27 protein-coding genes are annotated in these 26,213 nt (G+C 66.1%); 24 read left to right on the plus strand and 3 right to left on the minus strand.

Features of this window, described 5'->3' with window-relative positions:
• Positions 1 to 48 precede the first annotated feature (48 nt).
• The 17 genes from OLSU_RS04265 to rsfS all read left to right on the plus strand — a co-directional run bounded on the left by OLSU_RS04265 (position 49) and on the right by rsfS (position 17,103).
• Entirely contained in the window at positions 49 to 843 is a 795-nt protein-coding gene (locus OLSU_RS04265) for a hypothetical protein (RefSeq protein ID WP_013251719.1), read from the plus strand.
• 96 nt (positions 844 to 939) lie between these two features.
• Positions 940 to 1,488: a peptidylprolyl isomerase gene (locus tag OLSU_RS04270; RefSeq protein ID WP_013251720.1), complete on the plus strand. Its 549-nt coding sequence runs from the start codon at positions 940 to 942 to the stop codon at positions 1,486 to 1,488.
• Between the two features lie 39 nt (positions 1,489 to 1,527).
• On the plus strand, positions 1,528 to 2,862 hold the full coding sequence (locus OLSU_RS04275; RefSeq protein ID WP_013251721.1) for a tetratricopeptide repeat protein: 1,335 nt from the start codon (positions 1,528 to 1,530) through the stop codon (positions 2,860 to 2,862).
• 50 nt (positions 2,863 to 2,912) lie between these two features.
• Positions 2,913 to 3,959, plus strand: coding sequence for a rod shape-determining protein (gene mreB / locus OLSU_RS04280; protein ID WP_013251722.1), 1,047 nt, complete (start codon positions 2,913 to 2,915; stop codon positions 3,957 to 3,959).
• A 12-nt stretch (positions 3,960 to 3,971) separates the two neighbouring features.
• Complete coding sequence (gene mreC, locus OLSU_RS04285) at positions 3,972 to 4,970, plus strand: rod shape-determining protein MreC (RefSeq protein ID WP_041548892.1); 999 nt, start codon at positions 3,972 to 3,974, stop codon at positions 4,968 to 4,970.
• Between the two features lie 11 nt (positions 4,971 to 4,981).
• A complete protein-coding gene (gene mreD / locus OLSU_RS04290; protein ID WP_013251724.1) occupies positions 4,982 to 5,554 on the plus strand; it encodes a rod shape-determining protein MreD in 573 nt (190 codons plus the stop codon).
• 8 nt (positions 5,555 to 5,562) lie between these two features.
• On the plus strand, positions 5,563 to 7,596 hold the full coding sequence (gene mrdA, locus OLSU_RS04295; protein WP_013251725.1) for a penicillin-binding protein 2: 2,034 nt from the start codon (positions 5,563 to 5,565) through the stop codon (positions 7,594 to 7,596).
• A gap of 14 nt (positions 7,597 to 7,610) precedes the next feature.
• Positions 7,611 to 8,843: an FtsW/RodA/SpoVE family cell cycle protein gene (locus tag OLSU_RS04300; RefSeq protein ID WP_013251726.1), complete on the plus strand. Its 1,233-nt coding sequence runs from the start codon at positions 7,611 to 7,613 to the stop codon at positions 8,841 to 8,843.
• Positions 8,844 to 8,901: 58 nt separating this feature from the next.
• Positions 8,902 to 9,915: a hypothetical protein gene (locus tag OLSU_RS04305; RefSeq protein WP_013251727.1), complete on the plus strand. Its 1,014-nt coding sequence runs from the start codon at positions 8,902 to 8,904 to the stop codon at positions 9,913 to 9,915.
• A gap of 244 nt (positions 9,916 to 10,159) precedes the next feature.
• A complete protein-coding gene (gene rplU, locus OLSU_RS04310; RefSeq protein WP_013251728.1) occupies positions 10,160 to 10,519 on the plus strand; it encodes a 50S ribosomal protein L21 in 360 nt (119 codons plus the stop codon).
• Between the two features lie 37 nt (positions 10,520 to 10,556).
• Positions 10,557 to 10,805 carry a 50S ribosomal protein L27 gene (gene rpmA / locus OLSU_RS04315; protein WP_013251729.1) on the plus strand — a complete coding sequence of 83 codons (249 nt, stop codon included), beginning with the start codon at positions 10,557 to 10,559 and terminating at the stop codon, positions 10,803 to 10,805.
• A gap of 126 nt (positions 10,806 to 10,931) precedes the next feature.
• Positions 10,932 to 12,758: an ABC transporter ATP-binding protein gene (locus tag OLSU_RS04320; protein WP_013251730.1), complete on the plus strand. Its 1,827-nt coding sequence runs from the start codon at positions 10,932 to 10,934 to the stop codon at positions 12,756 to 12,758.
• Positions 12,759 to 12,835: 77 nt separating this feature from the next.
• Positions 12,836 to 14,242, plus strand: a complete 1,407-nt coding sequence (gene obgE, locus OLSU_RS04325; RefSeq protein WP_013251731.1) for a GTPase ObgE — start codon at positions 12,836 to 12,838, stop codon at positions 14,240 to 14,242.
• A gap of 4 nt (positions 14,243 to 14,246) precedes the next feature.
• The gene (gene proB, locus OLSU_RS04330; protein ID WP_013251732.1) at positions 14,247 to 15,371 is read left to right on the plus strand and encodes a glutamate 5-kinase; all 1,125 of its coding nucleotides are present in this window, start codon (positions 14,247 to 14,249) and stop codon (positions 15,369 to 15,371) included.
• Positions 15,372 to 15,380: 9 nt separating this feature from the next.
• Positions 15,381 to 16,094: a nicotinate-nucleotide adenylyltransferase gene (gene nadD, locus OLSU_RS04335; protein WP_013251733.1), complete on the plus strand. Its 714-nt coding sequence runs from the start codon at positions 15,381 to 15,383 to the stop codon at positions 16,092 to 16,094.
• A gap of 11 nt (positions 16,095 to 16,105) precedes the next feature.
• Entirely contained in the window at positions 16,106 to 16,750 is a 645-nt protein-coding gene (gene yqeK, locus OLSU_RS04340) for a bis(5'-nucleosyl)-tetraphosphatase (symmetrical) YqeK (RefSeq protein WP_013251734.1), read from the plus strand.
• Positions 16,751 to 16,752: 2 nt separating this feature from the next.
• The gene (gene rsfS / locus OLSU_RS04345; protein WP_013251735.1) at positions 16,753 to 17,103 is read left to right on the plus strand and encodes a ribosome silencing factor; all 351 of its coding nucleotides are present in this window, start codon (positions 16,753 to 16,755) and stop codon (positions 17,101 to 17,103) included.
• A 29-nt stretch (positions 17,104 to 17,132) separates the two neighbouring features.
• Here the strand turns inward: rsfS and dinB are convergent, their stop codons facing one another.
• From dinB to OLSU_RS04360, 3 genes are read right to left on the minus strand one after another with little or no spacing between them, the layout of a single operon-like run.
• Positions 17,133 to 18,428, minus strand: a complete 1,296-nt coding sequence (gene dinB / locus OLSU_RS04350) for a DNA polymerase IV (RefSeq protein ID WP_013251736.1) — start codon at positions 18,426 to 18,428, stop codon at positions 17,133 to 17,135.
• 1 nt (position 18,429) lies between these two features.
• A complete protein-coding gene (locus OLSU_RS04355; protein ID WP_013251737.1) occupies positions 18,430 to 19,674 on the minus strand; it encodes a sensor histidine kinase in 1,245 nt (414 codons plus the stop codon).
• A 15-nt stretch (positions 19,675 to 19,689) separates the two neighbouring features.
• Entirely contained in the window at positions 19,690 to 20,376 is a 687-nt protein-coding gene (locus OLSU_RS04360) for a response regulator transcription factor (protein WP_013251738.1), read from the minus strand.
• Positions 20,377 to 20,609: 233 nt separating this feature from the next.
• Here OLSU_RS04360 and rpsP point away from each other — a divergent pair, with 233 nt between their 5' ends.
• From rpsP to glyS, 7 genes are read left to right on the plus strand one after another with little or no spacing between them, the layout of a single operon-like run.
• Positions 20,610 to 20,948, plus strand: coding sequence for a 30S ribosomal protein S16 (gene rpsP / locus OLSU_RS04365; protein ID WP_013251739.1), 339 nt, complete (start codon positions 20,610 to 20,612; stop codon positions 20,946 to 20,948).
• 5 nt (positions 20,949 to 20,953) lie between these two features.
• Positions 20,954 to 21,253, plus strand: coding sequence for a KH domain-containing protein (locus OLSU_RS04370; RefSeq protein WP_013251740.1), 300 nt, complete (start codon positions 20,954 to 20,956; stop codon positions 21,251 to 21,253).
• Positions 21,254 to 21,260: 7 nt separating this feature from the next.
• Positions 21,261 to 21,788: a ribosome maturation factor RimM gene (locus tag OLSU_RS04375; protein ID WP_013251741.1), complete on the plus strand. Its 528-nt coding sequence runs from the start codon at positions 21,261 to 21,263 to the stop codon at positions 21,786 to 21,788.
• A complete protein-coding gene (gene trmD / locus OLSU_RS04380; RefSeq protein ID WP_013251742.1) occupies positions 21,785 to 22,537 on the plus strand; it encodes a tRNA (guanosine(37)-N1)-methyltransferase TrmD in 753 nt (250 codons plus the stop codon). Before OLSU_RS04375 ends, trmD begins: the two co-directional genes overlap by 4 nt.
• Positions 22,527 to 23,093: a signal peptidase I gene (lepB, locus tag OLSU_RS04385; RefSeq protein ID WP_013251743.1), complete on the plus strand. Its 567-nt coding sequence runs from the start codon at positions 22,527 to 22,529 to the stop codon at positions 23,091 to 23,093. Before trmD ends, lepB begins: the two co-directional genes overlap by 11 nt.
• Positions 23,094 to 23,144: 51 nt before the next feature.
• Positions 23,145 to 24,053 (plus strand): glycine--tRNA ligase subunit alpha, encoded by a 909-nt coding sequence (locus OLSU_RS04390; protein WP_013251744.1) that lies wholly within the window; start codon positions 23,145 to 23,147, stop codon positions 24,051 to 24,053.
• A 1-nt stretch (position 24,054) separates the two neighbouring features.
• Positions 24,055 to 26,151 carry a glycine--tRNA ligase subunit beta gene (glyS, locus tag OLSU_RS04395; RefSeq protein ID WP_013251745.1) on the plus strand — a complete coding sequence of 699 codons (2,097 nt, stop codon included), beginning with the start codon at positions 24,055 to 24,057 and terminating at the stop codon, positions 26,149 to 26,151.
• The last annotated feature ends 62 nt before the right edge of the window (positions 26,152 to 26,213 follow it).

Below are 26,213 nucleotides of genomic sequence, written 5' to 3' on the forward strand. Positions count from 1 at the left end.
CCGCAGCGGGTCCCTGCGGCGCTGTCCCTAGAGGAGGGGTCGCCATCTATGGATGCGCTACCAGGGGCCACGGATCCAAAGGACGAGGCCGAGCTGGCGGGGGAGACCCACGCCATGGTGCGGATCGAGAGCGCCATCCCGTCCGAGCCTACCCAGTACGACCCCTCGTCGACGCGCGACCGCATTCCCCATGCGCGCTTCCTCGTTACGGCCGTGCTTGCGGCGGTTGTCGTGATGAGCGGCACGGTCCTCGCCATCACCCATCCCTGGGACCCTGGCGCCTTCGACACGAAGGCCAAGACCGAGGCCGACACCTCCCACGCGGGATTCCCCGGTACGGTGACGGAGCTGCAGGGACAGGAGGGGGGCAGCGCTACGACCGAGGTGAAGAGCGGTGACGATGCCACCCTCGAACAGCTCCAGGGCTACTACGAGCAGCTGGGCGCCCTCGCGACACGCGCCAACGAGAACGAGTCCCTGTTCCATCAGGTCTATGTCGACGCCGACCCGCAGAGACGAGAGGACGGCAAGGACGCGGCCGACGCGCTCGCCATAGAGGTCAGCAACCTCATCTCGGCCATCTCGTCGGCAAACGTTGAGTCCGGGACCTATGTCAACGAGCAGAGGAACCTCGTGACACTGGGAAACTGGCTGCGCAACAGGATGGATTCGCTCTGCGACGCATGGGACGCCGACGTCTCCTCCGACGATCCCTCCGCCGACAAGGACAGGATCCTGGCCAGCCTCCAAAACGATGGTGGGGCCTCAGCCACGGACAGCTACAGGGTGCTGTTCGAGCAGAACTACCCTGCATGGAAGCCCGAGCGCAAGGGCAGCTCGTAGCGCGCTCTCTGCTTACTCTGTGAAACGGGAGCGCTCCTGCTAGACTGATAAGGATTAATGCACTCGAACGTCGTCTGTTTCGGGAGGAGGGAAGGCATGGGCTTCTTCGACGAACCTCTGCACACGCCCGAGTATCGGCTCGGGGGTGATGAGGTTGCCGCCTTCACCACGAGCAAGGGCACCATCCTCGTGAGGCTGGATGGCGCCGGCGCGCCCATTCACGTCGCCAACTTCTGCGAACTCGCGACTTCTGGCTTCTACGACGGGCTTAAGTTCCACCGCTACGTCCCGGGGTTCGTGATCCAGGGGGGTTGCCCCAACACGCGCGAGATGAGCCCCGACGACGTCGCGGCCGGGCGGCGTGGTCCCGACGGGATGCCTGGGACTGGCGGCCCCGGCTACCGCATCCACGAGGAGTTCAGCACCAACCCACGCAACAGCCACGAGGACGGCGCCCTGGCCATGGCGCGCTCCCAGGACCCCAACAGCGCAGGTTCCCAGTTCTACTTCTGCCTGGGTCCCCAGCACGTGCTGGACAGCGGCTACACCGTCTTCGGCGCGACCATCGAAGGCAAGGACGTCATCGGTGAGCTTCGCCAGGGTGACGTCATCGAGAGCATCCGGATCGAAGGCGCCACCGCGTAGCGTTTGGACGTGTGGCGACGATGCAGACGAGGAGTCATTGTGAATCAGCAGGCTTTTGACGCTGGCAAGGCGGCGTACCAGCGAGGCGACCTCTCCGTCGCCGTGTCCCAGCTCTCCCAGGCAAAGGGTCCCGGGGAGGTCTCGGGTGCGGTCGACCACCTCCTGGGAAACTGCCTCATGAAGCTTGGCCGCTACGGTGAGGCAGCGGCCTCCTACGGCGATGCACTGAGGGATCCCTCCTACGGGCATTCTGGTGCCCTGGCCTGTAACCGTGGCCGCGCGCTCTTGGCGGCAGGCAGGCCCCAGGAGGCGATTGCCTCCCTGACCATGGCGACCAAGGATGAGACCTACACGACGCCATACAAGGCCCAGGTCGCACTCGGCAACGCCTTCATGCGCATCGGCAACGTGCGCGAGGCCGGCGTCGCCTACCGCAGCGCCGCCATCGACGAGAGCAACCCGGATCCCGCCTCGGCCCTGAGGAGTCTCGGCGGATGCTTCATGCAGATGGGTCGTGCCGTCGATGCGGTGGAGGCGTATCGCACCGCCCTCGACTTCTCGACCCCGCTCCAGGACCAGAATGCGGTCTATGGCGACCTCGGACTGGCCTACGTCGCCGCCAACCGCATGACCGAGGCCGTCGACGCGTTTGGCCATGCAACCGCAGACGGCAGCTACCAGCTTCGTCCCGAGGCCCAGGCGGCCTACGACGCCGCCCAGCGCGCGGTCTCGGCTATCACGGGCGGCGGCCCGTCCGAGACCGATGCCCTCCTTGCCGCGGCGGGCTATGGGACCGGTAGCTATGACCCCCTCGATCCGATGGGCACCTCTGGCGAGTTCATGCCCTCCCCGGAGGACACGGGCTTCTTTTCGGTCAACGAGCAGGATCTCATCAGGCAGGACAGGCGCGACCGCAAGGTCCGTCGCAAGCACAGGCACACGGGCCTCAAGGTCTTCGTCGTGCTCCTGCTCCTCGTCGTCGCCCTCGCCGGTGGCGGGTTCTGGGCCTACTGGCAGGGCTATGGCTGGCCGATGCAGGACGCCGTCGTCACCGAGCTCTTCAAGGCCAACACGTCTGGCGGCGACGTGGCGTCGCTGCTGGCCGACTCCGTCTCCGCAGACGACCGCTCGGCGATCGAGTCGCTGCTCCCCACCAGCACGACAAGCGTCTCCATCGATGGCGTCGACCGCTCCATGACCAGCTCGACCGTCCTTGCCACGGCTACGCTCCCGTCAGGCGGAAAGCAGGCCTACCAGATCGAACTCGTGCGGGACGGAATCGGCTGGAAGGTCAGCTCCGTCAGCGCCCAGTTCGCGTCCTCCGACGCCTCGGGCTCGAACGGTTCCACCACTGGCACCATTTCCGGCAACTAGCACGCGCCCGCCCTTCCGTGCGGCCAGGCCACTGATTGGGATAGGAAGATATGTCGATCCTCGACTCGCTCTTCGGAGAATATGACGGCGACCTCGCCATCGACCTTGGCACGGCCAACACCCTCGTGGCCGCCCGGGGCCAGGGCATCATCCTGAACGAACCCTCCGTCGTCGCCATCGACAAGAGCGAGGACCGCGTCCTTGCCGTCGGTGCAGACGCAAAGAGGATGATCGGACGCACGCCCGGCTCCATCATCGCGGAGCGCCCCCTCAAGGACGGCGTCATCGCCGACTTCGACGTCACCGAGGTCATGCTGCGCTACTTCATCGAGAAGGCGCGAGGCACGAGGCGTTACCCCTGGAGCCCACGCCCCCGCGTCGTCGTGTGCGTCCCCTCCGGGGTCACTTCCGTCGAGAAGCGTGCCGTCTTCGAGGCAACCATCGCTGCCGGCGCTCGCCAGGCCTTCCTGATCGAGGAGCCCATGGCCGCCGCCATTGGTGCCGACCTGCCCATCGAGGACCCCACTGGTTCCATGGTCGTCGACATCGGGGGCGGCACCACCGAAGTCGCCGTTATTGCCATGGGTGGCATCGTCGTCTCCCAGTCGATTCGCACGGCAGGCGACGAGTTTGACCAGACCATCCTCGAGCATGTTCGCGATGCCTACAGCCTCTCCATTGGCGAGCGCACGGCTGAGGACATCAAGATCAAGGTCGGCTCCGCGGCGCCCCTTGCCGAGGAGCTTGACGTCGAGGTGAATGGCCGTGACGTGATGAGCGGCCTGCCCAAGACGGTCCGCATCGAGAGCGAGGAGATTCGCCGGGCCCTCGACAAGCCGCTCGACGAGGTCACCAAGACGGTCAAGGACGCCCTAGACGTCACGCCACCCGACCTTGCCAGCGACCTCATGTACTACGGCATCCTCCTTACGGGGGGTGGCGGGCTTCTGCGTGGGCTCGACCAGCGCCTGCGCGAGGAGACGGGCGTGCCCGTGAACGTGAGCCCCACGGCCCTCGAGAACGTGGTGAACGGCTGCGCGCGCGTCCTCGAGGCCAATGCCCTCTCCGGCGGCTTCGTCCAACAGAGCGCGAGCTAGGCCGTGCCCCCCATGCCTTCGCTCCGTGGCGGCACGTCGCGCGCCAGCATCAGGAAAAGCGACTCGGACTCGGGCGTGCGCCTGCTGGTGGCCTGTGTCGCCCTCTCGCTCGTCATGTTCACCCTGAGTGCGCGGGAGAGTGGCTCGGGCTTCTTCACGAGCATGCGCGGCGCGTTCTCTACGGTCACCATGCCCGTGCGCTACGTGGGCGCCGCCGCCTCCGTGCCCTTTCAGGGCCTTGGCAACGTCTTCGCCAACCTCACCGCCGACCAGCAGACGCTCTCGGAGCTCAGGCAGGAGAATGAGCGCCTGACGGCACGCAACACGGAGCTCGAGGAGGCCGAGCAGACCGCCGCGAGGCTACAGGACCTCCTCGCCTTGCAGAGCACCTACAGCCTCCAGTCCACGGCGGCGCGCATCATCTCGGGCTCCAGCGACTCGTGGACCGATACGGTCACCCTTGACAAGGGCTCGAGCGCGGGGCTCTCCGTCGGCATGCCCGTAACGGACTCAAGCGGTGCCATCGGCCAGATCATCGAATGCGGGACGACCTCCTCCGTCGTGCGCCTCATCACGGACGAGAACTCCGGCGTCTCGGCCATGGTGCAGTCAAGCAGGGCGCAGGGCGTCCTCAAGGGTTCCGCCGATGGCACGCTGCACCTAACGCTCATCGGCACCGACCAGACGGTAGACGTGGGAGACACCGTCGTCACCAGCGGCCTCGGCGGCATCTTCCCGAAGGGGCTGCCGCTCGGTAAGGTCATCAGTGTCAACAAGGCTGCCGGCGCGCTGTACTATGACATCGACGTGAGCCCCCTATCGAGCACGGAGGGCTTCGAGGAGGTGCTCGTCATCACTTCGCTGACGGAGGGGCAGGAGGCGACCTCCGACGACATCGCTGCGGCGGACGCGCAGGAGACCTCCTCCATCGTCGGTGGTTCCGCCCCTTCGTCGTCCGATGCGACCCCGTCGGAGGAGTCCTCCGAGGGCGACGCAGGCACAAGCGAGTAGGGGAGGCGTGCATGCGAGTCAATGATTCGGGCAAGAACCGCAGGGACATAGGCTGGATGGGGCTTGCATGCCTTGTCCTGCAACTCGCCCTTGCCCCCAACATCGCCGTTGCCAACGGTCACATCAACTTCGCCATCGTGTTCGCAGGCATCGTGGCACTCAGCTACGGTGGGCCCACGGGCGTCCTTTGCGGCTTTCTTTCTGGCCTGGTCTTTGACCTCTGCTCGACGGGCCCGATTGGCCTCATGGCACTTCTCCTCACCATCTCCTCCTTCGTGCTCGGCATCGAGAATAGGAACCGCCTCTCGGACGACTCGTCGGGGGCGCTTGTGGTCTATCTCATCTCCACGTTTGCCACAATCCTCGTCTATCACCTGGTGATGCTCCTCTTTGGGCAGGCCGGCTCGCTTGTGGATGCCTTCGTGCTGCGGGCTCTCCCGACCTTCGCCCTCACGGCCGCCGCCTACCTCCCCGCCGCCTACCTCCTTTCGCACTCGCATGGGTCTGGACTGCAGCTTGGCGGCGGAGCCACCTCGCTCCGCTCGAGGCATGGTGGCGGCAGGTACAGCTTGGGCAAACGCTAGGGGGTTCCGTGAATCCCATAGTCGTGGTCATAATCGTGCTGGCGGTGATACTCGTCGCCCTCGTCGCCGTCTTCTTCCTCGTCGGCCGTGGCGAGGCGCGCTTCACCTTCGACATCGGTGGCGCCGTGCCGCGTGCCGCGGGCGGATCGGACACCTCCAGCGAGAGCGGCTTCAAGTCACGACTCAATGGGCTGGGAGTCTTCTCCGGGTCGATCATCGCCACCCTTCTCGTCAAGCTCTGGACGATGCAGCTGGTCTCCTCTGACTCCTACAGCGCGCAGGCGGAGTCCAACCGCACCCGCACCATCTCCCTCGCGGCACCGCGCGGACGCATACTCGACCGCAACGGTGTCGAGCTCGTGGGCAACCGTGCGAGCCTCTCGGTCATGGCGGAGGCCAGCGTCGCTGACAACGAGATCGAATGCAAGCTGCTGGGAAACCTCATCGGAATGCCGGAGATGGCGGTCAGGCGCAAGATCGAGGACGCCTCCGAGGGGGCGCAGAGCCTCAGGACCGTCGCCGTGGACGTGTCCCGTCGGGTCGTGGCCTATATCAACGAGCGCTCCTACCTCTTTGCGGGCGTCTCGGTGGCCGAGAAGGCCCAACGTCATTATCCGCTGGGCAACGTCGCGGCACACGTCCTGGGCTATACGGGCACGGTCTCCTCGGACCAGCTCGGCTCGACGGGCGGCTCGGACGTCGAGGGCGCCATCCGCTACGAGTCGGGTGACATAGTCGGCCAGGCGGGCGTCGAGTACCAGTACGAGAGCGTCCTGCAGGGCATCAAGGGCGAGCAGACCGTCTATGTCGACGCAGACGGAAACGTTTTGAGCCACACGGGCAGCGTCGATGCCCAGAGTGGCTCGGACATAGTCCTGACGCTCGATGCCAACATCCAGAAGGCGGCGGAGGAGTCGCTCCAGGGCAGGATCAAGACCCTCTACGGTGCCGGCAAGACGGAGTGCAAGGGTGGCTGTGCGATCGCGATGGACGTCACCAACGGGGAGATCCTGGCGATGGCAAGCGCGCCGACCTTCTATCCCAACGTGTTCGTGGGGGGCATCTCGACAGACGACTGGGACGAGCTCTCGTCCGAGGAGGGCGCGAACCCCCTCATGAACCGCGCCGTTGCTGGGCAGTACCCATCCGCATCGACCATCAAGCCCCTTTCCACCCTGGCCGCCCTCGACTACGGCATCGCCGGTGCGGATTCAGGCTACGACTGCACGGGCTACTGGACGGGCTTCGGCAAGGACTATGGGCAATACTGCTGGAACCATAGCGGCCACGGCTGGATGACGCTCCAGACGGGCATCACCTACTCATGTGACGTGGTCTTCTACGAGGTCGGCAAGGGCTTCTACTACTCCGATAGCAAGGAGGGCCTCCAGGAGACCTACCGCGCCTGGGGTCTGGGCAGCGCCGAGGGGGTCGACCTGCCCTCCGAGTCCGTCGGGCGCGTTCCCGACGCGGAATGGAAGTGGAACTACTACACCTCCTCCGATGACTCCGCACGCTCGTGGCAGGGTGGTGACAGCACCAACCTCGCCATCGGCCAGGGAGACCTCCTCGTGACCCCGCTCCAGATGCTCTGTGCCTATGCGGGTCTGGCGACCGGAGGGACCACCTGGCGCCCGCACGTCCTCAAGTCCGTCAAGTCCAACGTCGGCGGCGGCTCGGTCATAGACTACAAGTGCGAGGTCCTCCGTCAGATTGACATCGAGCCAAGCCATCTGGACCTCGTCCATGCGGGTCTCACAGGTGTCATCTACGAGGAGTCCGAGGCCCAGGCATCCCACTTCACGAACCTGTCGGTGAGGGTTGCCGGCAAGACGGGCACGGCCGAGACCCCAAAGAAGGACCCTACGGGCTGGTTCATCGCCTACGCCCCGTCAGACGATCCCAAGTATGTCGTCGCCTCCGTCATCGAGAACGGCGGCTATGGCTCCGAAGGCGCCATGTATGTGGTGCGCGACATCCTTGGCGCCATCTACAACGAACCGGATGACTCGACCGCCGTCGACACATCCGGCGTGCAATAGGGGAGGGGGAGGCTATGCCACAACGGGTTGCGGCACCCCAGGGGGCCCAAGGTGTCATCGGTACGCTGCGTGGGGCCATCGGCAGCTTCGGCAAGCGAGTCTCGGGCGACCGTGCCACGCGCAGCAGATCGCGACTGAACGGCCCCTTCTACCTCCCCCAGCTACTTGCCGCGCTGCTCATAGTCGCCTTCGGTGCCGTCGTCATATACACCGCGTCGCTCACGATCGCCGAGGCGTCGTTCGTGCGTCAGCTCGCGGGCATTGCGATCGGCCTCGTCTGTGCCTGGGGCATGTATCGCTATGACTACCGCGCCCTCGCAAACATGTCGACGGCCCTGCTCGTCGCTGATGTCGTGCTTATGCTGCTTCCCAGCGTCCCGGGGTTCGGCGTCTCGGCCATGGGTATGACCGGTTGGGTCAAGATTCCCCTCGTCGGCCTGCGCTTCCAGCCCTCGGAGCTCGCCAAGCTCGTGACCATCTTCCTCATGGCCTCGCTCGGCGCTGAGTACAACGGGCGCATCGACTCCCTGCGCGACTACCTCAAGCTCTGCGGAATCCTCGTCGTACCCTTCGTGCTCATCCTCACCCAACCCGACCTTGGCACCGGCCTCATCGTGCTCGTGACGGGAGCCTCCATCATCATCTGCTCGGGCGCCAAGCGCACCTGGGTCATCGCGACCATCGCCGGCATCGTCGCGCTCGCAGCCATCGTCGTCGCCACCTCCATGACGGAGGGCCTTCCCCATCTGCTCAAGACCTACCAGCTCAATCGCCTCATTGTCTTTGTGGACCCCTCCGTCGACCCTTCGGGCGACGGCTACAACCTCCAGCAGGCGAAGATCGCCGTTGGCTCGGGTGGCCTGCTTGGCAAGGGTTTTGGCAACGCCACGCAGGCAGCGGGCGGCTTTCTTCCCGAGGCACATACGGACTTCGTCTTTGCCCTGCTCGCCGAGGAGTTCGGCTTCGTCGGGTCCGTCGTGCTGCTGGGACTCTTCGCCACGATGATCCTCTCGACCATACTTTTGGCCCAGCGCGTTGAGTCCCCCTTTGGGAAGCTGGTCCTCGCCGGCTGCGCCACCATGTGGTCCTTCCAGCTGCTCCAGAATGTGGGCATGTGCATTGGCATCATGCCGATCACGGGCATCCCGCTGCCCTTTGTGAGCTTCGGTTCCTCCTCGATGGTCACGCAGCTGACTTCGGTGGGCATGGTCCAGTCCGTGTGGCATCACATCGTGAAGGCAGGCTGACAGGCATCCGGGCGCGGGGTAGGATGATGTCGGTGAACCTTCCGATGGGGGAGTGCTGATGGCTCGAAGGACCAAGGTCTCCGTTGGGGACGTCGCAGACATGCTGAGCGCCGGCCGCGAGGCCGAGCGCAGACGTTCGGCCGAGATCAGGGTACTGGTGCTGGTCGCCCCCGATGCCGTGCGTTCGCACGCGCTTGCGGTGAGGGACGCCTTCACGCCCGAGCTCGCGAGTTCCGTCGTCTGCGTTCGTGCCCTGGGCTCCTTCCCGGATGCCGGCTCCGCGTGGGATGTGGCCGTGATCGTAGCGGCCGCCGACGCCGCAGGGGCAACGGAGGAGGCCGTGCGTGTCGCACGATGCGGCGTTCCCGTGTCGATCGTGGCGGAGTCTGCCCTGGACGTGCGCGACGAGTCGATCCCCTCGGCCGTCTCGGCGCTGGTGTCCGTGATTGCCGCCACGAGCAGACAGGCCCTCATGGACAAGCTGGGGTCTTGGGTTGTGGGCGCGGTGGGTGAGAAGGGCCTCGCCTTCGCCGCCAACTTCCCCTTCTGCCGGAAAGCGAAGGTGGGCGAGCTCGTACACTCCTGTGCCGCACAGAACGCCGCAGTTGGCGCCATAACTCTCATCCCCGGGGCCGACCTGCCCATCATGTGCGCGAACCAGACAAGGCTTGCGTTGGACATGGCCGCGGCGTTTGGAAGGCCCCTCTGCGTCGAGCGCCTTGCGGAACTTGGGGCCGTGCTGGGAGCGGGCTTCGTGTACCGTCAGCTCGCCCGCACGCTAGTGGGGTTGGCGCCGGCCCTGGGTTGGGCGATCAAGGGCGGCATCGGCTACTTTGGTACGGTGACAACCGGCGGGGCGCTCGCCGCCCGTCTCGACCCCGACTCCCCGGACCCGGTGGCCTCTCTGCGTCAATGGCTGCCCAAAGGCCGCGTGCGCGGGCAGGGGACCCCCTCCCCCCGTACGACCACCACGCCCCAAGCGCTCCTGCCCCATCTTGGCACGAGCGCCCGGCGCAACGCCCACGGGGATGCCCCGGCGTACATAGACCTGGGGAAGGACGGGGGCAGATGAGGTTGCCGCGCGAGGACCCGTGCCGCCTCATCGAGCCTCCACAGGTCCGCCGCATGAGACAGTGGCACGAGAGGGGAGATGGACATCTCGCGGATCCGCTCTCGCCGTGTGGCCGGACGGGATGCGCAGATATCCTTTGCAAGGCGTGAACTGCTTGTGGACGCGGCGTTTCTGTTGACGGGGAAAACGAGCGCTAGTAAGATATCTTGCTGTTGCACTAGAACCAGTAATGAAGGGCTAACACATGTACGCAATCGTTACCACTGGTGGCAAGCAGTATAAGGTTGCCAAGGGCGACATCATTGATGTCGAGAAGCTCGACGTGCAGCCTGGCGACAAGGTCAAGCTTGACGTTATTCTGCTGAACGACGGCAAGAAGACCGTCGTTGACGCTGACGCCCTCTCCAAGAAGAAGGTTACCTGCGAGGTCGTCGACCAGTTCAAGGGCGAGAAGGTCACCGTCTTCAAGTTCAAGAAGCGCAAGCGCTACCACCGCACGAGGGGCCATCGCCAGAACCTCACCAGGCTCCAGGTGTCCAACATGCCGACCACCAGGTCCGCCGCTGCCAAGACGGCTTCCACCGAGGATGCCCCTGCGGAATAGCCTGAGTTTTCAATCTGAGTAGATAGGCAGGTAAGAAATGGCTCACAAGAAAGGCCTCGGCTCCTCTCGCAATGGCCGCGACTCCAACGCACAACGCCTTGGCACCAAGATCTTTGGTGGCCAGGCGGTGAGGGCAGGCCAGATCATCGTCCGTCAGCGCGGCACGCACATCACTCCGGGCGAGAACGTCGGGCGTGGCAAGGATGACACGCTGTTTGCGCTCGCCGACGGTACTGTCGAGTTCGTGAGGGGCGCCAAGCACTACGTGCACGTGCGCACCGCGTAGACAGCCCCCATCGTACGCCTGAGCCTCCGGACCTAGTCCGGAGGCTTCTTTGTTACGGGTTGAGGAACCGTCATGGCCCGTCTCGTACCCCCGTCGCATACGCACGGGGAAGCAAAGGAGCACATCATGTCCGAGGGCACCACCAGCCGCATCATCAGGCCCGGCTTCTCGGGTCCCGTGGCGAGGCTCGAGGGCGTGTCCTTCCGCTACGACCCATCCGAAGGGGACGCACTCCACGACATCGACCTCATCGTAGGGCGTGGCGACTTCCTTGGCGTTATCGGCCCGTCCGGCGCGGGGAAGACGACACTCGCGGCCGTGTTGAGCTCGGCCATACCACATCACTACAGCGGGACCTTCTCGGGTCGCGCTGTCCTATGCGGTCAGGACAGCCGTGAGGTCGCGCTCACGGATGTCTGTCGTCATGTGGGCAGCGTCCTGCAGGATATAGACGCACAGATGGTCGCCTCCAACGTCGAGGACGAGATGCTCTATGGTCTCGAGAACTTTGGCGTCCCCCATGACGAGATCCCCTCCCGCATCGAGGCCGCCCTCGAGGCAACCGGCATTGCCCCCCTGCGCACCCGTGACATCGACACGCTTTCAGGCGGGCAGCAGCAGAAGGTCGCCATTGCCGCCATTCTTGCGCTCAGGCCCGAGGTCATGGTCCTCGACGAGCCGACGGCGGCTCTTGATCCGGCGTCATCCAGGGCGGTCTTCGACACGCTGCGCAGGCTCAACGAGGAGGAGGGGATCACGGTCGTCGTGATCGAGCAGAAGGTTGCCCTCCTGTCGGAGTACTGTAGGCGCGTGGCCGTGATGTCCGAGGGCTCCATCGCCCACATCGGCACCCCCCGCGAGGTCTTTGCCCAGTCCCGTTCGTTGCGTGCCCTCGGGGTGGACAGCCCGCGCGTCACACGCGTGTCCAACAAGCTTCTCGAGCGCGGCCTCGTGAGGGATGGCCATGTCTGCCTGACCGTCGAAGAGGCAAGGGACCTCATCTCCTCCGTCGTTGGATGTGGGAAAGTCGTTGCAACTACGGCGGGCGCCTCCCGGAGGGGCACGGGCGCCGAGGGCGCGTGCGACGCCACGACCACCGCCGACGCTCCCATCTTGAGCTTCGAGGACGTGAGCTTCTCGTATGGTCCCGGGGCTGCCTCCGTCGACCACATAAGCTTCGAGGTCCACCCTGGCGAGCTTTTGGGCATCGTCGGGCAGAACGGCGCCGGCAAGACCACCCTCACCAAGCTCATGAGCGGACTTCTGAAGCCGTCGTCAGGAACGGTTCGCGTGGCCGGGCTTGACACGTCGACGGCACGCACGAGCCAGGTCGCGCGCTACGTCTCCACCCTCTTCCAGAATCCCGACCATCAGATCTGCAAGAACACGGTAGTCGAGGAAGTTGCCTTCAGCCTGCAGTTGCTTGGTGTGGGCAGCGAGGCCGCTCTCGAGCGTGCGCGTGACACGGTGGAGCACTTCGGGCTGCCGTCGAATGCCGATCCCTTCTCGCTCTCCCGTGGGCAGAGGCAGATCGTCGCCTTGGCCTCGGTCGTCGTGACCAATCCCCGGCTGCTCATCCTCGACGAGCCCACCTGCGGCCTTGACTACCGGGAATGCATGGTCGTCATGGACGCCGTGAACGCCGCCCGCGAGCGCGGCTGCGCCGTCGTCATGGTGTGCCATGACATGGAGGTCGTCTCCGACTTCGCGACGCGTCTCATGGTCATGGCCCAGGGGCGGCAGCTCGCGGACGGGGACCCACGTGCCATCTTTGCCGACGACAACCTGCTCGGGCGCGCATCCATTGACGCCCCACAGGTTTCGCAACTCTCGTCTGCCCTAGGCAGGGACGTGTCACCTGCCTTTGCGGGCATCACCGAGGTACGCGACCTCGTATCGGCCGTGGAGGAGATGGCGGGGCAGGGCGACAGGGGAGCGCGACCCCTACCCTAGGCCCCACCTCCCTTCCCGCCGCACTCGACGATGTGGGCCCGGATGCCGTACCATGTCATGACATCCAAGGAGGAATCGTGCCTACGAACACTTTCACTGACCTATGCAGGATCAACGTCAAGGGTGGCGACGGAGGTGCGGGGTGCATGTCGTTTCGCCGCGAGGCCTTCGTCCCCAAGGGCGGACCGGACGGCGGTGACGGCGGCAACGGCGGAAGCGTCATCCTCGAGGCGGACCCCCAGCTCTCCTCGCTCATCGACTACCGCTTCAAGCACCATTTCAGGGCGGAGCGTGCCACTCATGGCCGTGGTGCGCGTCGTCATGGCAGCGACGGGAAGGACCTGGTGCTGCGTGTGCCGCTCGGAACCGTCGTGCGCGAGCTCGATCCCGAGACGATGGAGCCGGCCTTCGATATAGCCGACCTCACGCATGCGGGCCAGCGCGTCGTCGTCGCGCCGGGAGGGATGGGTGGCCGGGGCAACATCCACTTCGTCACCTCAGTTCGTCGCGCCCCCGCCTTCGCAGAGAAGGGGGAGCCCGCCCGCGAGCACTGGATCGAGCTCGAGATGAAGCTCATGGCGGACGCCGCCCTCGTCGGCATGCCGTCCGTGGGCAAGAGTTCGCTCATTGCGCGCCTCTCCGCCGCGCGCCCCAAGATCGCCGACTACCCCTTCACGACATTGGCGCCCAACCTCGGCATGGTCCGCTCGAGGACGGGCGCATCGTTTGTCGTTGCGGACGTCCCGGGCCTCATCGAGGGTGCCAGCGAGGGCAGGGGCCTTGGCCACGAGTTCCTGCGCCACATCGAGCGCACCGCCCTCATCCTGCACGTGGTCGACATGACGGGCGGGTATGAGCAGCGTGACGCCATAGAGGACTATGAGGCAATCAATGCCGAGCTCAAGGCCTATGCGTCCGAGCTTGCCGATCGACCGCAGATCGTGGTCGCGAACAAGTGCGACATGCCGGGGACCGGGGGTTCCATCGAGCGCCTCCGTGCGGTGGCCGAGAGGGACGCACGTCCCTTCTTCGCCGTGTCCGCCGCGACGGGCATGGGCCTCGCGGAACTTACGACACGTTGCGCCCTCGAGGTCGCGGCCCTACGCCGTTCCCTCGCCCTCGACACCCCGGAAGACGATATCGACATGAGCGCGCTGGCCGAGCGCAGGCGCCAGCAGCGCGACCGCGCAGTGAACATCCGCATGGAGTCCACGGGCATCTGGCGCGTGGGGGGCGGGGCCGTCGAGCGCATGGTCGTCCAGACGGATTGGGAGAACGACGAGGCCGTCATCTACCTGCAACATCGCTTCGACAAGATCGGCCTCGACGACAAGCTCGTCAAGGCTGGCTGCAAGGTGGGTGACGAGGTGAGGATCCTCGGGTATGCCTTCACCTTCGAAGGCGACGGCAGAGACGACGGACAGGTCGGCCCCGATGACCTGGATGAGTTGCCGTCTGACGCCTTCTACGTGGAGGGTGACTAGCCCCATGGGCGAGATTTTCGATGCGCCCGGCATCATCGTCGTCAAGGTCGGTTCCTCCACCCTGGTGGATGCCCAGGGCTCTCCCGACAGGGACTTCATCGCTGGCCTCTGCGCCCAGGTGGCGCAGCTGCGGGGCGAGGGGCACGGCGTCGCCGTCGTGTCGTCCGGTGCCGTCGCCGCTGGCATGGAACGTCTGGGCATGGATGTGCGGCCCCTCGACATGCCGGGGCTCCAGGCGTGCGCCTCGGCCGGGCAGGCGGCTCTCACGGAGGTCTACGCCGACATCCTGAGTGCCTACCACATCCCCTGCGGCCAGGTCCTGCTCACCCGCAGGGACCTCGTCGATCGCAAGGGATACCTCAACGCACGCAACACTCTCGGTCGGCTGCTGAGCCTGGGTGCCGTTCCGGTCGTGAACGAGAACGACACCGTGTCCGTCGCCGAGTTTGCCTTCGGGGATAACGACACCTTGGGTGCCATCGTGGCGACTCTCATCAACGCGGACCTCTACGTCATCCTCTCTGACGTCGACGGGCTCTACACGGCAAACCCCCAGAGCGACCCCGAGGCGCGCCTCGTGTCGCGCGTCGAGGCCATCACGCCCGAGGTTGCGGCCATGGCGACGGGGGCGGGTTCTGCCGTTGGGACCGGCGGCATGGCCGCGAAGGTCCGTGCTGCCCGCGCGGCACTCTCCGCCGGCATACCCACCGTCATCTGTCGGGGCCGAAGGGCAGGGTCCCTGCTTGAGGCCGCACACGGTGAGGGCGTGGGAACGCGCTTCGAGCCCTCGGACGGAAGCGCGCCCGAGAGTGCCCGCAAGCTCTGGATCGGGCTTGCCGAGGTTCCGCATGGCACGATATGGCTCGATGAGGGGGCCTGCACCGCGGTGGCCTCTCGAGGGGCCTCCGTTCTGCCCGTGGGCGTCACGCGCGTCGAGGGCGACTATGCGGCCGGTGACGTTGTGAACGTCATGGCCCCCGACGGCGTGCTGGTCGGTCGTGGGATCACGCGCTACTCAAGCGAGGAGATGGTACGGGTCCACGGCCTCAAGCTCGACGTGATAGCCCGCTTCATGCCTGAGAAGGACGGCGCCGTCGCCATCCACCGTGACGAGCTCCTCGTCTTCTAGGAGGTACCGATGGACATCGCCGATGACGAGCCCCTCCGCACGGAGGAACCCGTGACGCCACACGACGACCTGCCCCGACTGGGGCAGGACGCCTCGCGCACGTATCGTCTGGGCATCATGGGCGGCACCTTCGACCCCATCCATAACGGCCATCTCGTCACCGCCGAGCAGGCCTTCGATGATCTGGGTCTCGATGTCGTCGTGTTCATGCCTGCGGGACGTCCGGCCTTCAAGCGAGACGTCCTCGTCACGGCAGGGGAGGATCGCTACGCGATGACGCTCCTCGCGACTGCGGACAACCCGCACTTCGTCGCCAGCCGCTTCGAGGTCGATCGGCCGGGCATCACCTACACGGCAGACACGCTCGAGCTTCTCCGGGCGCTCTATCCCGGCAACGTCGAGCTGTACTTCATCACCGGAGCCGACGCCATAGCCGAGATCGTCTCCTGGCGCCATGCCGAGCGGTTGGGTCGGCTCGCCACGCTCGTCGGCGCCACGCGCCCGGGCTATGACCTCGCCCGCGCCAAGGCGGCCATCGATGCCTCGTCCTATGACTTCGACGTGGTCTACCTGGAAGTCCCCGCGCTCGCAATATCGTCGAGCTATCTCAGGGGGCGCGTGTCGCGTGGCCAGAGCCTTCGCTACCTCACGCCCGATGCGGTCACTGGCTACATCCACAAGCACAAGCTCTATGGCGTGAGGCCAAACCGATACAGCATGTGAGGGGAGCGGGCATGGACCGGATGGCCGACTATACGGAGGAACAGGCCGCGACGATCGGGCGCCTGGAGCATGATTTGGGGGAGCGCATGTCCGCCAGGCCACAGCGTCTCGCGCACTCTCTCTCGGTGGCACACACGGCCGAGGAGATGGCCCTCCTCTATGGCGTCGACGCGTTCCAGGCGCGCGTGGCTGGCATACTCCATGATTGGGACAAGGCCCTCACCACCGAGGAGCTCAAGGCGGATGCCCATGCCATGGGCATAGACCTCGGCGTCGATATGTCCCTGGTGATTCCCCTGCTCCATGGGCTCACGGCCGCCCGTCGCCTGAGGTCCTCCTATCCGGAGCTTCCAGAACCCGTGTTTGCCGCCATCGAGAGGCATACCATGGCTGCGGTGGAGATGGCGCCCCTGGACCAGGTGCTCTTTGTCGCCGACGGCATAGAGCCGCTGCGCGGCGATGCCAAGGGCATCCGGGAAGTCCGCGAGCTGGTGGGAGTCGCCTCCCTCGGAGAGCTGTTCTGGAGATCCTTCGTGGGAGGCATCGTCTACGTGCTCGAGACGAACCGCTACCTCTATCCCGGGACGCTCGAGATCTACAACGCCCTCGCCCTCAGGAGGGCACCGGGTCCGACCGACTTGAAAGGAAACCTCTGAACATGGCAGTGACCCCCTTGGAGCTCGCGAAGGCCGCGGCAGTCGCCGCAGACGACAAGAAAGCCACCGATCTCGTCCTGATTGATCTCTGCGAGGCGTCGGATGTCTGTGACTACTTTCTCATCTGCACTGCCGCAAACGCCCCTCAGATGGACGCCACCGTAGACGCCATCTGCGAGAAGGTGGGTGCCAACTGTGGGGAGAAGCCCCTCTCCATCGAGGGGAGAGCCCAGACGGGCTGGGTCCTCATGGACTATGGAGCCGTGGTCGTGCACGTCTTTAGGCCCGAGGCGCGCGAGTACTTCCGCCTGGAGAACCTCTGGGGCGATGCCCCGCGCGTCGACTTGTCCTAGTCGCGTCCATCGCAGGTGGTGGTCCGAGCTCAGGAGTCAGGCCCGCTCATGGGCACGGTGTCCGACTCGTCCTCGCCCAGTCGCAGGTCGCGCCCATAGCTCAGAGCCTCCTTCCCAAAGCGCTCGCGCACGGCGTCGGCTGTGACGGAGAGTTCCCTGAGCGCCGACGCGCCGCGCCGCCCAACTGGGGTGCGGCCGTCTCCCACACTCCCGACGTCCAGCGAGAGCGAGAGCTGCCGCGGACGGACCCCGCCGAAGTCGCTGACGGCAACGCCGACAAGGCGCACTCCCGTCGCCCCGTCCCACAGCGCGTCCAGCAGCCCGACCGCCACGGCCCCAAAGACATGCTCGTCATCGCTTGCCTCGCCCAGTTGCCGCTGCATGGTGTGGGCGTGCTCGTAGTCAAACTTGAGCTTGAGCGTCACCTGAGACCCCTTGAGACCCCTGCGACGCAGACGTGCGCCCACGAGTTCGCTGACATGGCGCACCGCCGCCTCCAGCTCGTCGCGTCCCGTCAGGTCGCGGGCGAAGGTACGCTCGCTCGAGACGGATTTCACGTCATCGGGGGCGTCTGCGGGCGTCACAGCGCTTGTCTCGAGCCCCGCCGCGCGCAGGACCATGGTTGGGCCAAGGCTTCCGAATGCGCGTCTCATCATGACGGGGTCCTGGGTGGCAAGCTGGCCAAGCGTGTGTATCCCCATGGACTCGAGCTTGGAGGCGGTCGCCTTGCCGATGCCGCTCATGGACCGCGTTGGCAGGGTGGAGAGGAACTCCGCCTCCGTGCCCGGCAACACGATCGTCATGCCGCGCGGCTTCTGGCGCTCCGAGGCGATCTTCGCGACGGTCTTACTGGTCGAGAGGCCGATGGAGCAGGTGATGCCCAGCCCGCTGACGCGTTCCTGTATGCGGCGGCATATGGCGATGGGGCTCTCGCGCGAGAAGCGCCCCGGACTCACGTCGAAGAACGCCTCGTCGATGGAGACCCTCTGGACGAGGGGCGTCTCGTCCGTGACGAGGGACATGACCTGTTGCGAGAGCTCATGGTAGCGCCTGAAGTGGCCACGCGTCCAGATGGCATCGGGGCAGAGCCTTTGGGCCTGGTAGGAGGGCATGGCCGAATGCACGCCGTAGCGCCGCGCCTCATAGGATGCGGTCGAGACCACTCCTCGCTTGTCCGCGGAGCCACCCACGATCACGGGCCTCCCTCGCCATGCAGGGTGGTCGAGCTGCTCGACGGACGCGAAGAACGCATCGAGATCCAGCAGGGCGATCGCCCTGCCCTCCCAGGGGATCCCGTCCCCCCTCGTGTCGTGCTCCCGTCCCATGTCAGGCGATGGGGATCGTGACGGAGAAGGTCGTGCCCTCCACCTGGTCGCTCTTTACGGAGATGCCGCCGCCATGTGCCTCGACGATGCCCTTGGCGATGGCGAGCCCCAGTCCGAAGCCCGACGCCTGGCTTGTGCGTGCGCGGGCCTTGTCGCTGCGGTAGAAGCGGTCGAAGAGGTGCGGCAGGTCCTCGGGGTCAATGGGCGTCCCCATGTTCGTGACGCTGAGGTGCGCCGCCCTCCCGTGCTGGGAGAGGGCCACGAGCACGATGGTGTTCGCGCCTGCGTACTTGCAGGCGTTATCCATCAGGATGCGCACGAGCCGTTCGAGCCACTCCCGGTCCCCCGTGACGTGGACGTTCTCCTCGATGGTCGAGCTGATGGCGCAGGAGCGCTCGAAGGCGATCGCGTCGAACTCGAGGGCCGACTCGTCCACGAGGTCGGAGAGGTCCACGTCATCGTGCTGCATGGCTCCCGCCGCACCCGAGATGGTCTCGTCGGTGCGCGCCAGCTGGAGGAGGTCGTTCACGAGACCCCTCATGTGGTCGGACTCCTCGCGCGTGCTCTCCACCCAGCGCATGCTCCGCGTGGGTATGTCCCTGTCCCTCAGGAGGATCTCCGTGTTCGCCATGATGACGGAGAGGGGCGTCTTGAGTTCGTGGGAGGCGTCGGCGACGAAGGCGCGCTGGCGGTCCCAGGCCTGAGAGACCGGCCTGAGCGCCCAGCCCGCCAAGAACCAGGAGATGGCGAGCATGGCCAGGAGGCCCAGCACGATGATCTCGGCGAAGCGCAGCACCATGTTGGAGAACGACTGGTCCGCAGCGGAGGTGTCGACGATCGCGACGCGCCACCCACCGGCGATGCGCCTGCTCATCCATGACACGTGCAGCTTGGGCATGCTGCCGCTGTCGCTCGAGCTGGTTGTGGCACTTGCGATGACCTCGCCGAGCGTGTCAGGGTTGATGACGACCGGCGCATCGCTCGTCTCGAACACGACGCCGTCGCCGTTGACCTCCACGACGGCGGCGAGCATGTTCGCATGCCTCTCCCCATCCTCCTGCATCTGCGTCCCGATCGTAGGCACCGAGTTGATGTCGCCCTCGATGCTGCGGCGCAGCGACTCCCGTATCAACTGCTGCTGCGTCGCGTAGGTCAGACAGAGCGACATGCCAAGGGTGCTCACGAGGACGCAGCCCACGAGAGTCATGATGATGAGGATGAACTTGCGTTTGAGCCTCCCCAGCATCGTAGGGCGCCCGCGCTACTTGTCATCGTTGGCGAACTGTTCCAAGCGGTAGCCAAGCATCCGTAGCGTGGTGATCTGGACCGTGGAGTGGACGTGGCTGATCTTCTTGCGCAGGAACGAGATGTAGGCCTCGACGGAGTTTTCCGACGCCTCTCCGTCGGTACCCCATACGCGCGTGAGCAGGTCCTGCTTCGAGATGACACGGGCCGTAGAGCTCATGAGCATCCTGAGGACCTCGAACTCCTTGCCTGAGAGATGCACCGTATGCCCATCGCAGGAGAGGTCGTGCGTGGCCAGGTCGAGCGTCAGGTCAGCGAAGCTCACCTCGTCGATGACGACGTCTCCCTGGCGCCTGGTGAGCGCCCTCAGGCGAGCGAGAAGCTCGGGGGACTCGAAGGGCTTGGTCATGTAGTCGTCCGCGCCGGCATCCAGCCCCTCGACCTTGTCGCTCGTCGAGGTGCGTGCGGTGAGCATGAGAACGGGGATGGAGTTGTTCTCGCGCCGCAGCCGGCGGACGACCTCGATGCCGTCCATGCCCGGCAGCATCCCGTCCATGATAACGGCGTCGTAGAGCCCGCTCTCGCAGGCGGTGAGGCCGGACTTCCCGTCATAGACGGCCTCGGCGTTATAGTCTGCGTCGGAAAGGATGCGGACGATGGCATCGGCGAGGTTGCGCTCGTCCTCGACCACCAGGATGTTCATGGGTACCTCCAGGTTGTGCCTTGGCTAACTGAACCTGAGTTTACCCCGCAGACTGAATTTGCTCTGAACGACCACCGCATCCCGGCCGAAACGGGGAGGAAGGGTGCCTGAAGGTTCACAAAATCGACACCGTGTGCCCAGGTGACGGTGTCGTATCATAGAGAACCGCTTTATGTGGCAATGCGACGCACCAACCCATGTCCACGGCGTCGCGCGTCTGAAGGAGTTTTACCTTGGCAGTTAAGATTCGTCTCGCCCGTCACGGCGCAAAGAAGCGTCCATACTACCGCGTCGTCGTCGCCGATGGCCGCATGCCGCGCGACGGTCGATACATCGAGCTCGTCGGTCGTTACAACCCGCTGACCACCCCCAAGGTCATCGACCTCGACCTCGAGAAGATCGACGAGTGGATCGCCAGGGGCGCCCAGCCCTCCAATGCCGTCGCCCACCTGATCGACGTCGCTCGCTCTGACGCGCCCGCACCCGAGAAGAAGCAGAAGCCCTCCAAGAAGGCCGCTGCCAGGGCTGCCGCCGAGGCCGAGGCGGCCGCTGGGGCAGAGGACGCGGAGTAGCCGCCGTGTCCGGGCAGATCACTGACGTTCCCAGCTCCCCTGGCCAGGCCTGCGAGGAGCTTGCCTCCGACAAGGTCGCCGACCTCGTGGAGTACATCGTCTGCGGCCTCGTCACGGACGAGGACGCCGTCTCCCTCGACGTGACTGACAGCGATGGTTCCGCGCTCATCGAGGTCAGTTGCGCCGAGGAGGACGCGGGACGCGTCATCGGCAGAAGGGGCCGCACGATCAAGGCCATCCGCACGCTCGCCCGTGCCCTCGGTTCGCGCGTGGGCACCTCGGTCGAGGTCGAGGTCCTGGGATAGGCAGCTGGTGCGTGCCAACTACAGAGCCATAGCCCGTGTGGTGAAGACCCACGGCAAGAGGGGGGAGGTCGTGACGGTTCCCGTTCACGGCCTTCCCCCTCTGCTGCGCCCCGCGCTCAAGGTCGCCGTCGTCCCGCCCGCCCTCAAGGGCGACCGCCTCAGGGTGGTGGCCTCCGCGAGCGGAGATGGGCGCGGCCAGCTCGTTCGCCTCTCGGGCGTCGGGGGGATGGGCGATGCGTCGCGGCTGGTGGGGAAGACCCTGCTCGCCCGTGTGGACGACCTGCCGGATGGCTTCGAGCTCCATGACGCCTGCGCCCTGCTCGGCCGCTCGGTCGCGGACGAGAGGTACGGGGACCTCGGGCGCATCGCCGAGGTCCTGGTCGGGCCGGCCAACGACGTCTGGGTCCTGGATGGTCCTTACGGCGAGGTCCTCGTCCCCGTCGTCGACTCCGTGGTCCTGGGCATGGACGGTGGCGCCCCCATTCGCACGCGCGTTCCCGACGGCCTCGTCGAGACGACGGAGAGGTGGGCATGAGGTTCGAGACGCTGTCGGTGTTTCCCCAGGTCTTTGCCCCCTACCTGGACGTCTCCATCATGGGGCGTGCGCGGGAGCGGGGCATCCTCGACTTTGAGGCCTACGACCTGAGGCAATGGACGCACGATCGCCACAACACGGTCGACGACGCCCCCTTCGGCGGCGGGCAGGGCATGCTCATGAAGCCCGGACCCCTCTTCGAGGCCGTCGATGACATCTCGTCGCGGGGCAGGTCCCGTCCCCACGTCGTGTTCTTCTCGCCCTGCGGCGTCCCGTACCGCCAGGACATCGCCGAGCGGCTGTCCCACAGGGAGCGCGTCCTGCTCGTCTGCGGGCGCTACGAGGGAATGGACGAGCGCGTCTTCGGGCTTGCCGACGAGACCATCTCGTTGGGGGACTACGTCCTGACAGGCGGGGAGCTGGCGGCGCTCGTCGTCATCGACTCCGTGGTGCGCCTGCTGCCCGGCGCGCTGGGCGACGACATGAGTGCCCGGGACGAGTCCTTCTCGGATGGCCTCCTGGAATACGCGCAGTACACGCGTCCGGCGCAGTATCGTGGGATGGGCGTGCCCGACGTCCTGCTCTCCGGCGACCACGCGGCCGTCGCGGCCTGGCGTCGCAAGAGCGCCGTGGAGCGCACGGCGCTCTGGAGGCCCGACCTCCTCGAGGGCGCCTCGCTCACGGAAGGGGAGCGACGCTTCACGCAGGGGCTCCGCGACATGGGGAAAGGGGCAGACGATGACGGATAGCGACGAGGCACGGGGCGTCCGGCCCGCTTGGGTCGACTGGACCCTCACGATTGCAGCGGGAGTCCTTCTTGCCCTGATGGTGCGCGCCTTCGTGGCCGAGGTCTATGTCGTTCCGTCCGCCTCGATGCTCGAGACGATCCATGAGGGGGACCGCCTGGTGGGGGAGAAGGTCTCCTACCGGCTGGGTCGGCCCTCCGTCGGTGACGTGGTGACCTTCAACGACCCCGACGGGTCGGGCTCCACCCTCATCAAGCGCGTCATCGCCATCGAGGGCCAGACCATCGACCTGCGTAACGGCACCCTCTATGTGGATGGCGTGGCACAGAGCGAGTGCTATGTGGACGGCAGGCCCAGCTACGCGCTCACCCAGCATGCGGCCAACCTCGAGCAGGACATCAGCTATCCCTATACGGTCCCGAAGGGCTGCGTCTGGGTGATGGGGGACAACCGTACCAACTCGCTCGACTCGCGCTACTTTGGCGCGGTGGGCGTCGACCAGGTCACATCGAGGGCCGCCTTCATCTTCTGGCCACCCTCCGACATGGGGCGGCTCTAGGCCGTCACCTTGGGCATGCAGGTTCCGACGAAGAGGAGAAGATCTAAGGAAATGAGCGAGACCCCCCTAACCTTCCAGGACATGATCCTGACGCTCGAGCGCTATTGGGCAGGCAGGGGCTGCACCGTCATGCAGCCCTATGACAGCGAGGTCGGCGCCGGCACCTTCCACACGGCCACGCTTCTGCGCTCGCTCGGCCCCGCCGCCTGGCGCACCTGCTACCCGCAGCCCTGCCGTCGTCCCGCCGACGGGCGCTACGGCGAGAACCCCAACCGCATGCAGCACTACTACCAGTTCCAGGTCGTCCTGAAGCCGTCGCCCGCCGACTCCCAGGACCTCTACCTGGGATCGCTTGCCGCGATCGGCCTCGACCCCCAGGAGCATGACGTGCGCTTCGTCGAGGACGACTGGGAGAGCCCCACGCTCGGTGCCTGGGGACTTGGCTGGGAGGTCTGGATGGACGGCATGGAGGTCACCCAGTACACCTACTTCCAGCAGGTCGGCGGCATCGAGGTCGATCCCGTCCCCGTCGAGATCACCTATGGGCTCGAGCGCATCGCCATGTACGCGCAGGGGGTCGACTCGGTCTACGACATCGTGTGGAGCTATCTGCCCGACGGAACGCCCATGACCTACGGAGATGTGTTCCTCGAGAACGAGCGCGAGTTCTCCGCCTACAACTTCGAGGTCGCAAACGTGGAGCTGATGCGGGAGAAGTTCGACGAGTACGAGGCCGAGTGCCACAGCTGTCTCGAGCGCAGGCTGCCGCTACCCGCCTACGACTGCGTGATGAAGTGCTCCCACGCCTTCAACCTCCTGGACTCCCGCGGCGCCATCTCGGCCACCGAGCGCGCGAACTACATCCTGCGCGTCCGCACCGTGGCCAAGGCGTGTTGCGAGGCCTACCTCCTCGAGGTTGCCAACGGGACCGACGACGCCCGGGAAGGGGAGGTGGCCTGAGATGGCAGAGACCAAGGATTTCCTGCTCGAGGTCGGCTGCGAGGAGATGCCCTCGGCACCGCTCGCAAGCGCGCAGGCCCAACTTGCCCGGCTTTCCGCATCCGCGCTCACGGATGCGGGGCTTGCCCACGGCGCCATCGAGTGCCACTCCACGCCTCGCCGTCTCTCCGTGCTCGTGCATGACGTCGCGATGGCGACCGAAGAGGTCCACGAGGTCAGGCGTGGCCCTGCCACGGGCATCGCCTTCGACGCCGAGGGCAGGCCCACCAAGGCGGCCCAGGGCTTCGCGCGGAAGATGGGCCTTGGTGCGGAGCAGCTCGTCGTGCGCGGGGACGGCGATGGCAAGGACTATGTCTTCGCCGAGACGAGCATTCCCTCGCGCCCCGCACAGCCCATCCTCAGCGCGGCGGCGAAACGGCTCATAGCCTCGCTCGAATGGCCCAACTATCGCAGCCAGCGCTGGGGATCCGAGCACGCGACCTTCGTCCGTCCCGTTCGCTGGATCTGCGCGCTTCTGGGCGACGAGGTCATCCCCGTCTCCTTCGCGGACGTCACCAGCTCGAACGCGACGCGTGGCCACCGCGTCCTCGGCGCGGGGGAACATGCCATAGCCAACCCCTCCGCCTATCGCGAGACGCTTCGGTCGGCAGGCGTCATGCTCGAGGACGAGCGCCGCGAGGCCATCCTCGCTGGCGTCGCGCGCATCGAGGAGGAACGTGGGGGCGCACACGTCGACACCCCGCGTCGCGTCCTCGACGAGGTCGTGAACCTCTGCGAGTGGCCGACGCTCCTCGTGGGGAGGTTCGATGAGGAGTTCCTCGCCGTGCCGCACGAGATCATCTGCGAGTCGATGCTCTCCAACCAGCGCTACTTCCCGATCTATGACGCAAGCGGCGCCCTCACGCGGGAGTTCGTGGTCGTCTCGAACGCCGACCCTGCGGTTTCACCCACGGTGGTGGCCGGCAACGAGCGCGTCGTACGCGCCCGCCTCGACGATGCCAAGTTCTTCTATGACGAGGACCTCAAGGTCCCCTTGGACGACTTTGTCGAGAGGCTCGACCGCGTCACCTTCCAGGAGCGTCTCGGCACGATGCGCCAGAAGGTCGAGCGTATGGAGTCGCTTTCGGCTGAGGTCGCCCGTGGGGCAGGGCAGGGCGAGGAGGTCGCTCGCCTGGCCAGGCGTGCCGCACACCTCGCCAAGGCCGATCTCGTGAGCCAGGCCGTCGTGGAGTTCACCAACCAGCAGGGCGTCATGGGCGGCTACTATGCCAAGGCCGCTGGAGAACCCGCCGAGGTCGCCAGCGCCATCCGGGAGCACTACCGTCCGCGCTTCGCCGGCGACGCGCTTCCCGAGGGCGTCGTGGGCAAGGCGGTCGCCATCGCCGACAAGCTCGACACCATCTGCGGGATGTTTGCGATAGACGAGCCCCCGACCGGTTCGTCCGACCCCTTCGCACAGCGCCGAGCCGCCATCGGCATCATCGCCATGGCGCGCGCCATGCCCACGCTGAGCCTCCGTCCCCTGATCGGGGCCGCACTGGACGCCTATGCGCGCCAGGGCCTCGCCTTCGACGCCGGAGACGTTGCCGAGAAGGTGGCCCTGTTCTTTGCGGGGCGCCTTGCGACCATCGCCAGGGACGACGGCGTCTCTCCCGATACCATCGAGGCCGTCTCCTCCGTCGGCGTCATCGACCCGGACGAGTTCCTCCACCGCGCCCACGCGCTCGACGGTGCCCGTGCCGATGCGCCCGAGGTCTTCGATGACCTCGCCACGGCATACGCACGTGCAGCCCACCTGGGCGATGCCCGCCTTGGCACGACGGTCGACGAGGCTCTCATGGGGCAGGCCGAAAGGGAGCTCCTGCATGCCTGCGAGCGGGGTGCGGGAAATGTGGAGAAGTCGTTGTCGATGAGGGACTTCGACGGCGCGTGCAGGGCCCTCGCCGAGCTGAAGGAACCAATCGACCATTTCTTTGATGACGTCCTCGTCATGGACGAGGACACTGTGCTAAGGGAGAACCGCCTGCGGCTGCTGAATAAGTTCGCTTCCGTATTCAGTGGCGTGGCAGACATCGGGGCGCTCTCCAGGAGGAAGTAGGCACGGGCCCCGCCCAAGGGGCCCTCGGGCGGGGCTGGGTCCACGGCCCCGGTGATTTGGAG

Origin of the sequence: Olsenella uli DSM 7084, assembly GCF_000143845.1 — a bacterium.
GTDB classification, from domain to species: Bacteria; Actinomycetota; Coriobacteriia; order Coriobacteriales; family Atopobiaceae; genus Olsenella; species Olsenella uli.

Bases quoted from the DNA above. Each gene is read 5' to 3' on its own strand.
- yqeK (WP_013251734.1), top strand. From the start codon at position 16,106: ATGGACCGGATGGCCGACTATACGGAGGAACAGGCCGCGACGATCGGG.
- mreD (WP_013251724.1), top strand. From the start codon at position 4,982: ATGCGAGTCAATGATTCGGGCAAGAACCGCAGGGACATAGGCTGGATG.
- rplU (WP_013251728.1), top strand. From the start codon at position 10,160: ATGTACGCAATCGTTACCACTGGTGGCAAGCAGTATAAGGTTGCCAAG.
- OLSU_RS04270 (WP_013251720.1), top strand. From the start codon at position 940: ATGGGCTTCTTCGACGAACCTCTGCACACGCCCGAGTATCGGCTCGGG.
- mreC (WP_041548892.1), top strand. From the start codon at position 3,972: ATGCCTTCGCTCCGTGGCGGCACGTCGCGCGCCAGCATCAGGAAAAGC.
- trmD (WP_013251742.1), top strand. From the start codon at position 21,785: ATGAGGTTCGAGACGCTGTCGGTGTTTCCCCAGGTCTTTGCCCCCTAC.
- OLSU_RS04265 (WP_013251719.1), top strand. From the start codon at position 49: ATGGATGCGCTACCAGGGGCCACGGATCCAAAGGACGAGGCCGAGCTG.
- OLSU_RS04390 (WP_013251744.1), top strand. From the start codon at position 23,145: ATGAGCGAGACCCCCCTAACCTTCCAGGACATGATCCTGACGCTCGAG.
- glyS (WP_013251745.1), top strand. From the start codon at position 24,055: ATGGCAGAGACCAAGGATTTCCTGCTCGAGGTCGGCTGCGAGGAGATG.
- OLSU_RS04300 (WP_013251726.1), top strand. From the start codon at position 7,611: ATGCCACAACGGGTTGCGGCACCCCAGGGGGCCCAAGGTGTCATCGGT.
- proB (WP_013251732.1), top strand. From the start codon at position 14,247: ATGGGCGAGATTTTCGATGCGCCCGGCATCATCGTCGTCAAGGTCGGT.
- rpmA (WP_013251729.1), top strand. From the start codon at position 10,557: ATGGCTCACAAGAAAGGCCTCGGCTCCTCTCGCAATGGCCGCGACTCC.
- nadD (WP_013251733.1), top strand. From the start codon at position 15,381: ATGGACATCGCCGATGACGAGCCCCTCCGCACGGAGGAACCCGTGACG.
- lepB (WP_013251743.1), top strand. From the start codon at position 22,527: ATGACGGATAGCGACGAGGCACGGGGCGTCCGGCCCGCTTGGGTCGAC.
- rsfS (WP_013251735.1), top strand. From the start codon at position 16,753: ATGGCAGTGACCCCCTTGGAGCTCGCGAAGGCCGCGGCAGTCGCCGCA.
- OLSU_RS04355 (WP_013251737.1), bottom strand. From the start codon at position 19,674: ATGCTGGGGAGGCTCAAACGCAAGTTCATCCTCATCATCATGACTCTC.
- OLSU_RS04320 (WP_013251730.1), top strand. From the start codon at position 10,932: ATGTCCGAGGGCACCACCAGCCGCATCATCAGGCCCGGCTTCTCGGGT.
- dinB (WP_013251736.1), bottom strand. From the start codon at position 18,428: ATGGGACGGGAGCACGACACGAGGGGGGACGGGATCCCCTGGGAGGGC.
- mreB (WP_013251722.1), top strand. From the start codon at position 2,913: ATGTCGATCCTCGACTCGCTCTTCGGAGAATATGACGGCGACCTCGCC.
- OLSU_RS04305 (WP_013251727.1), top strand. From the start codon at position 8,902: ATGGCTCGAAGGACCAAGGTCTCCGTTGGGGACGTCGCAGACATGCTG.
- OLSU_RS04360 (WP_013251738.1), bottom strand. From the start codon at position 20,376: ATGAACATCCTGGTGGTCGAGGACGAGCGCAACCTCGCCGATGCCATC.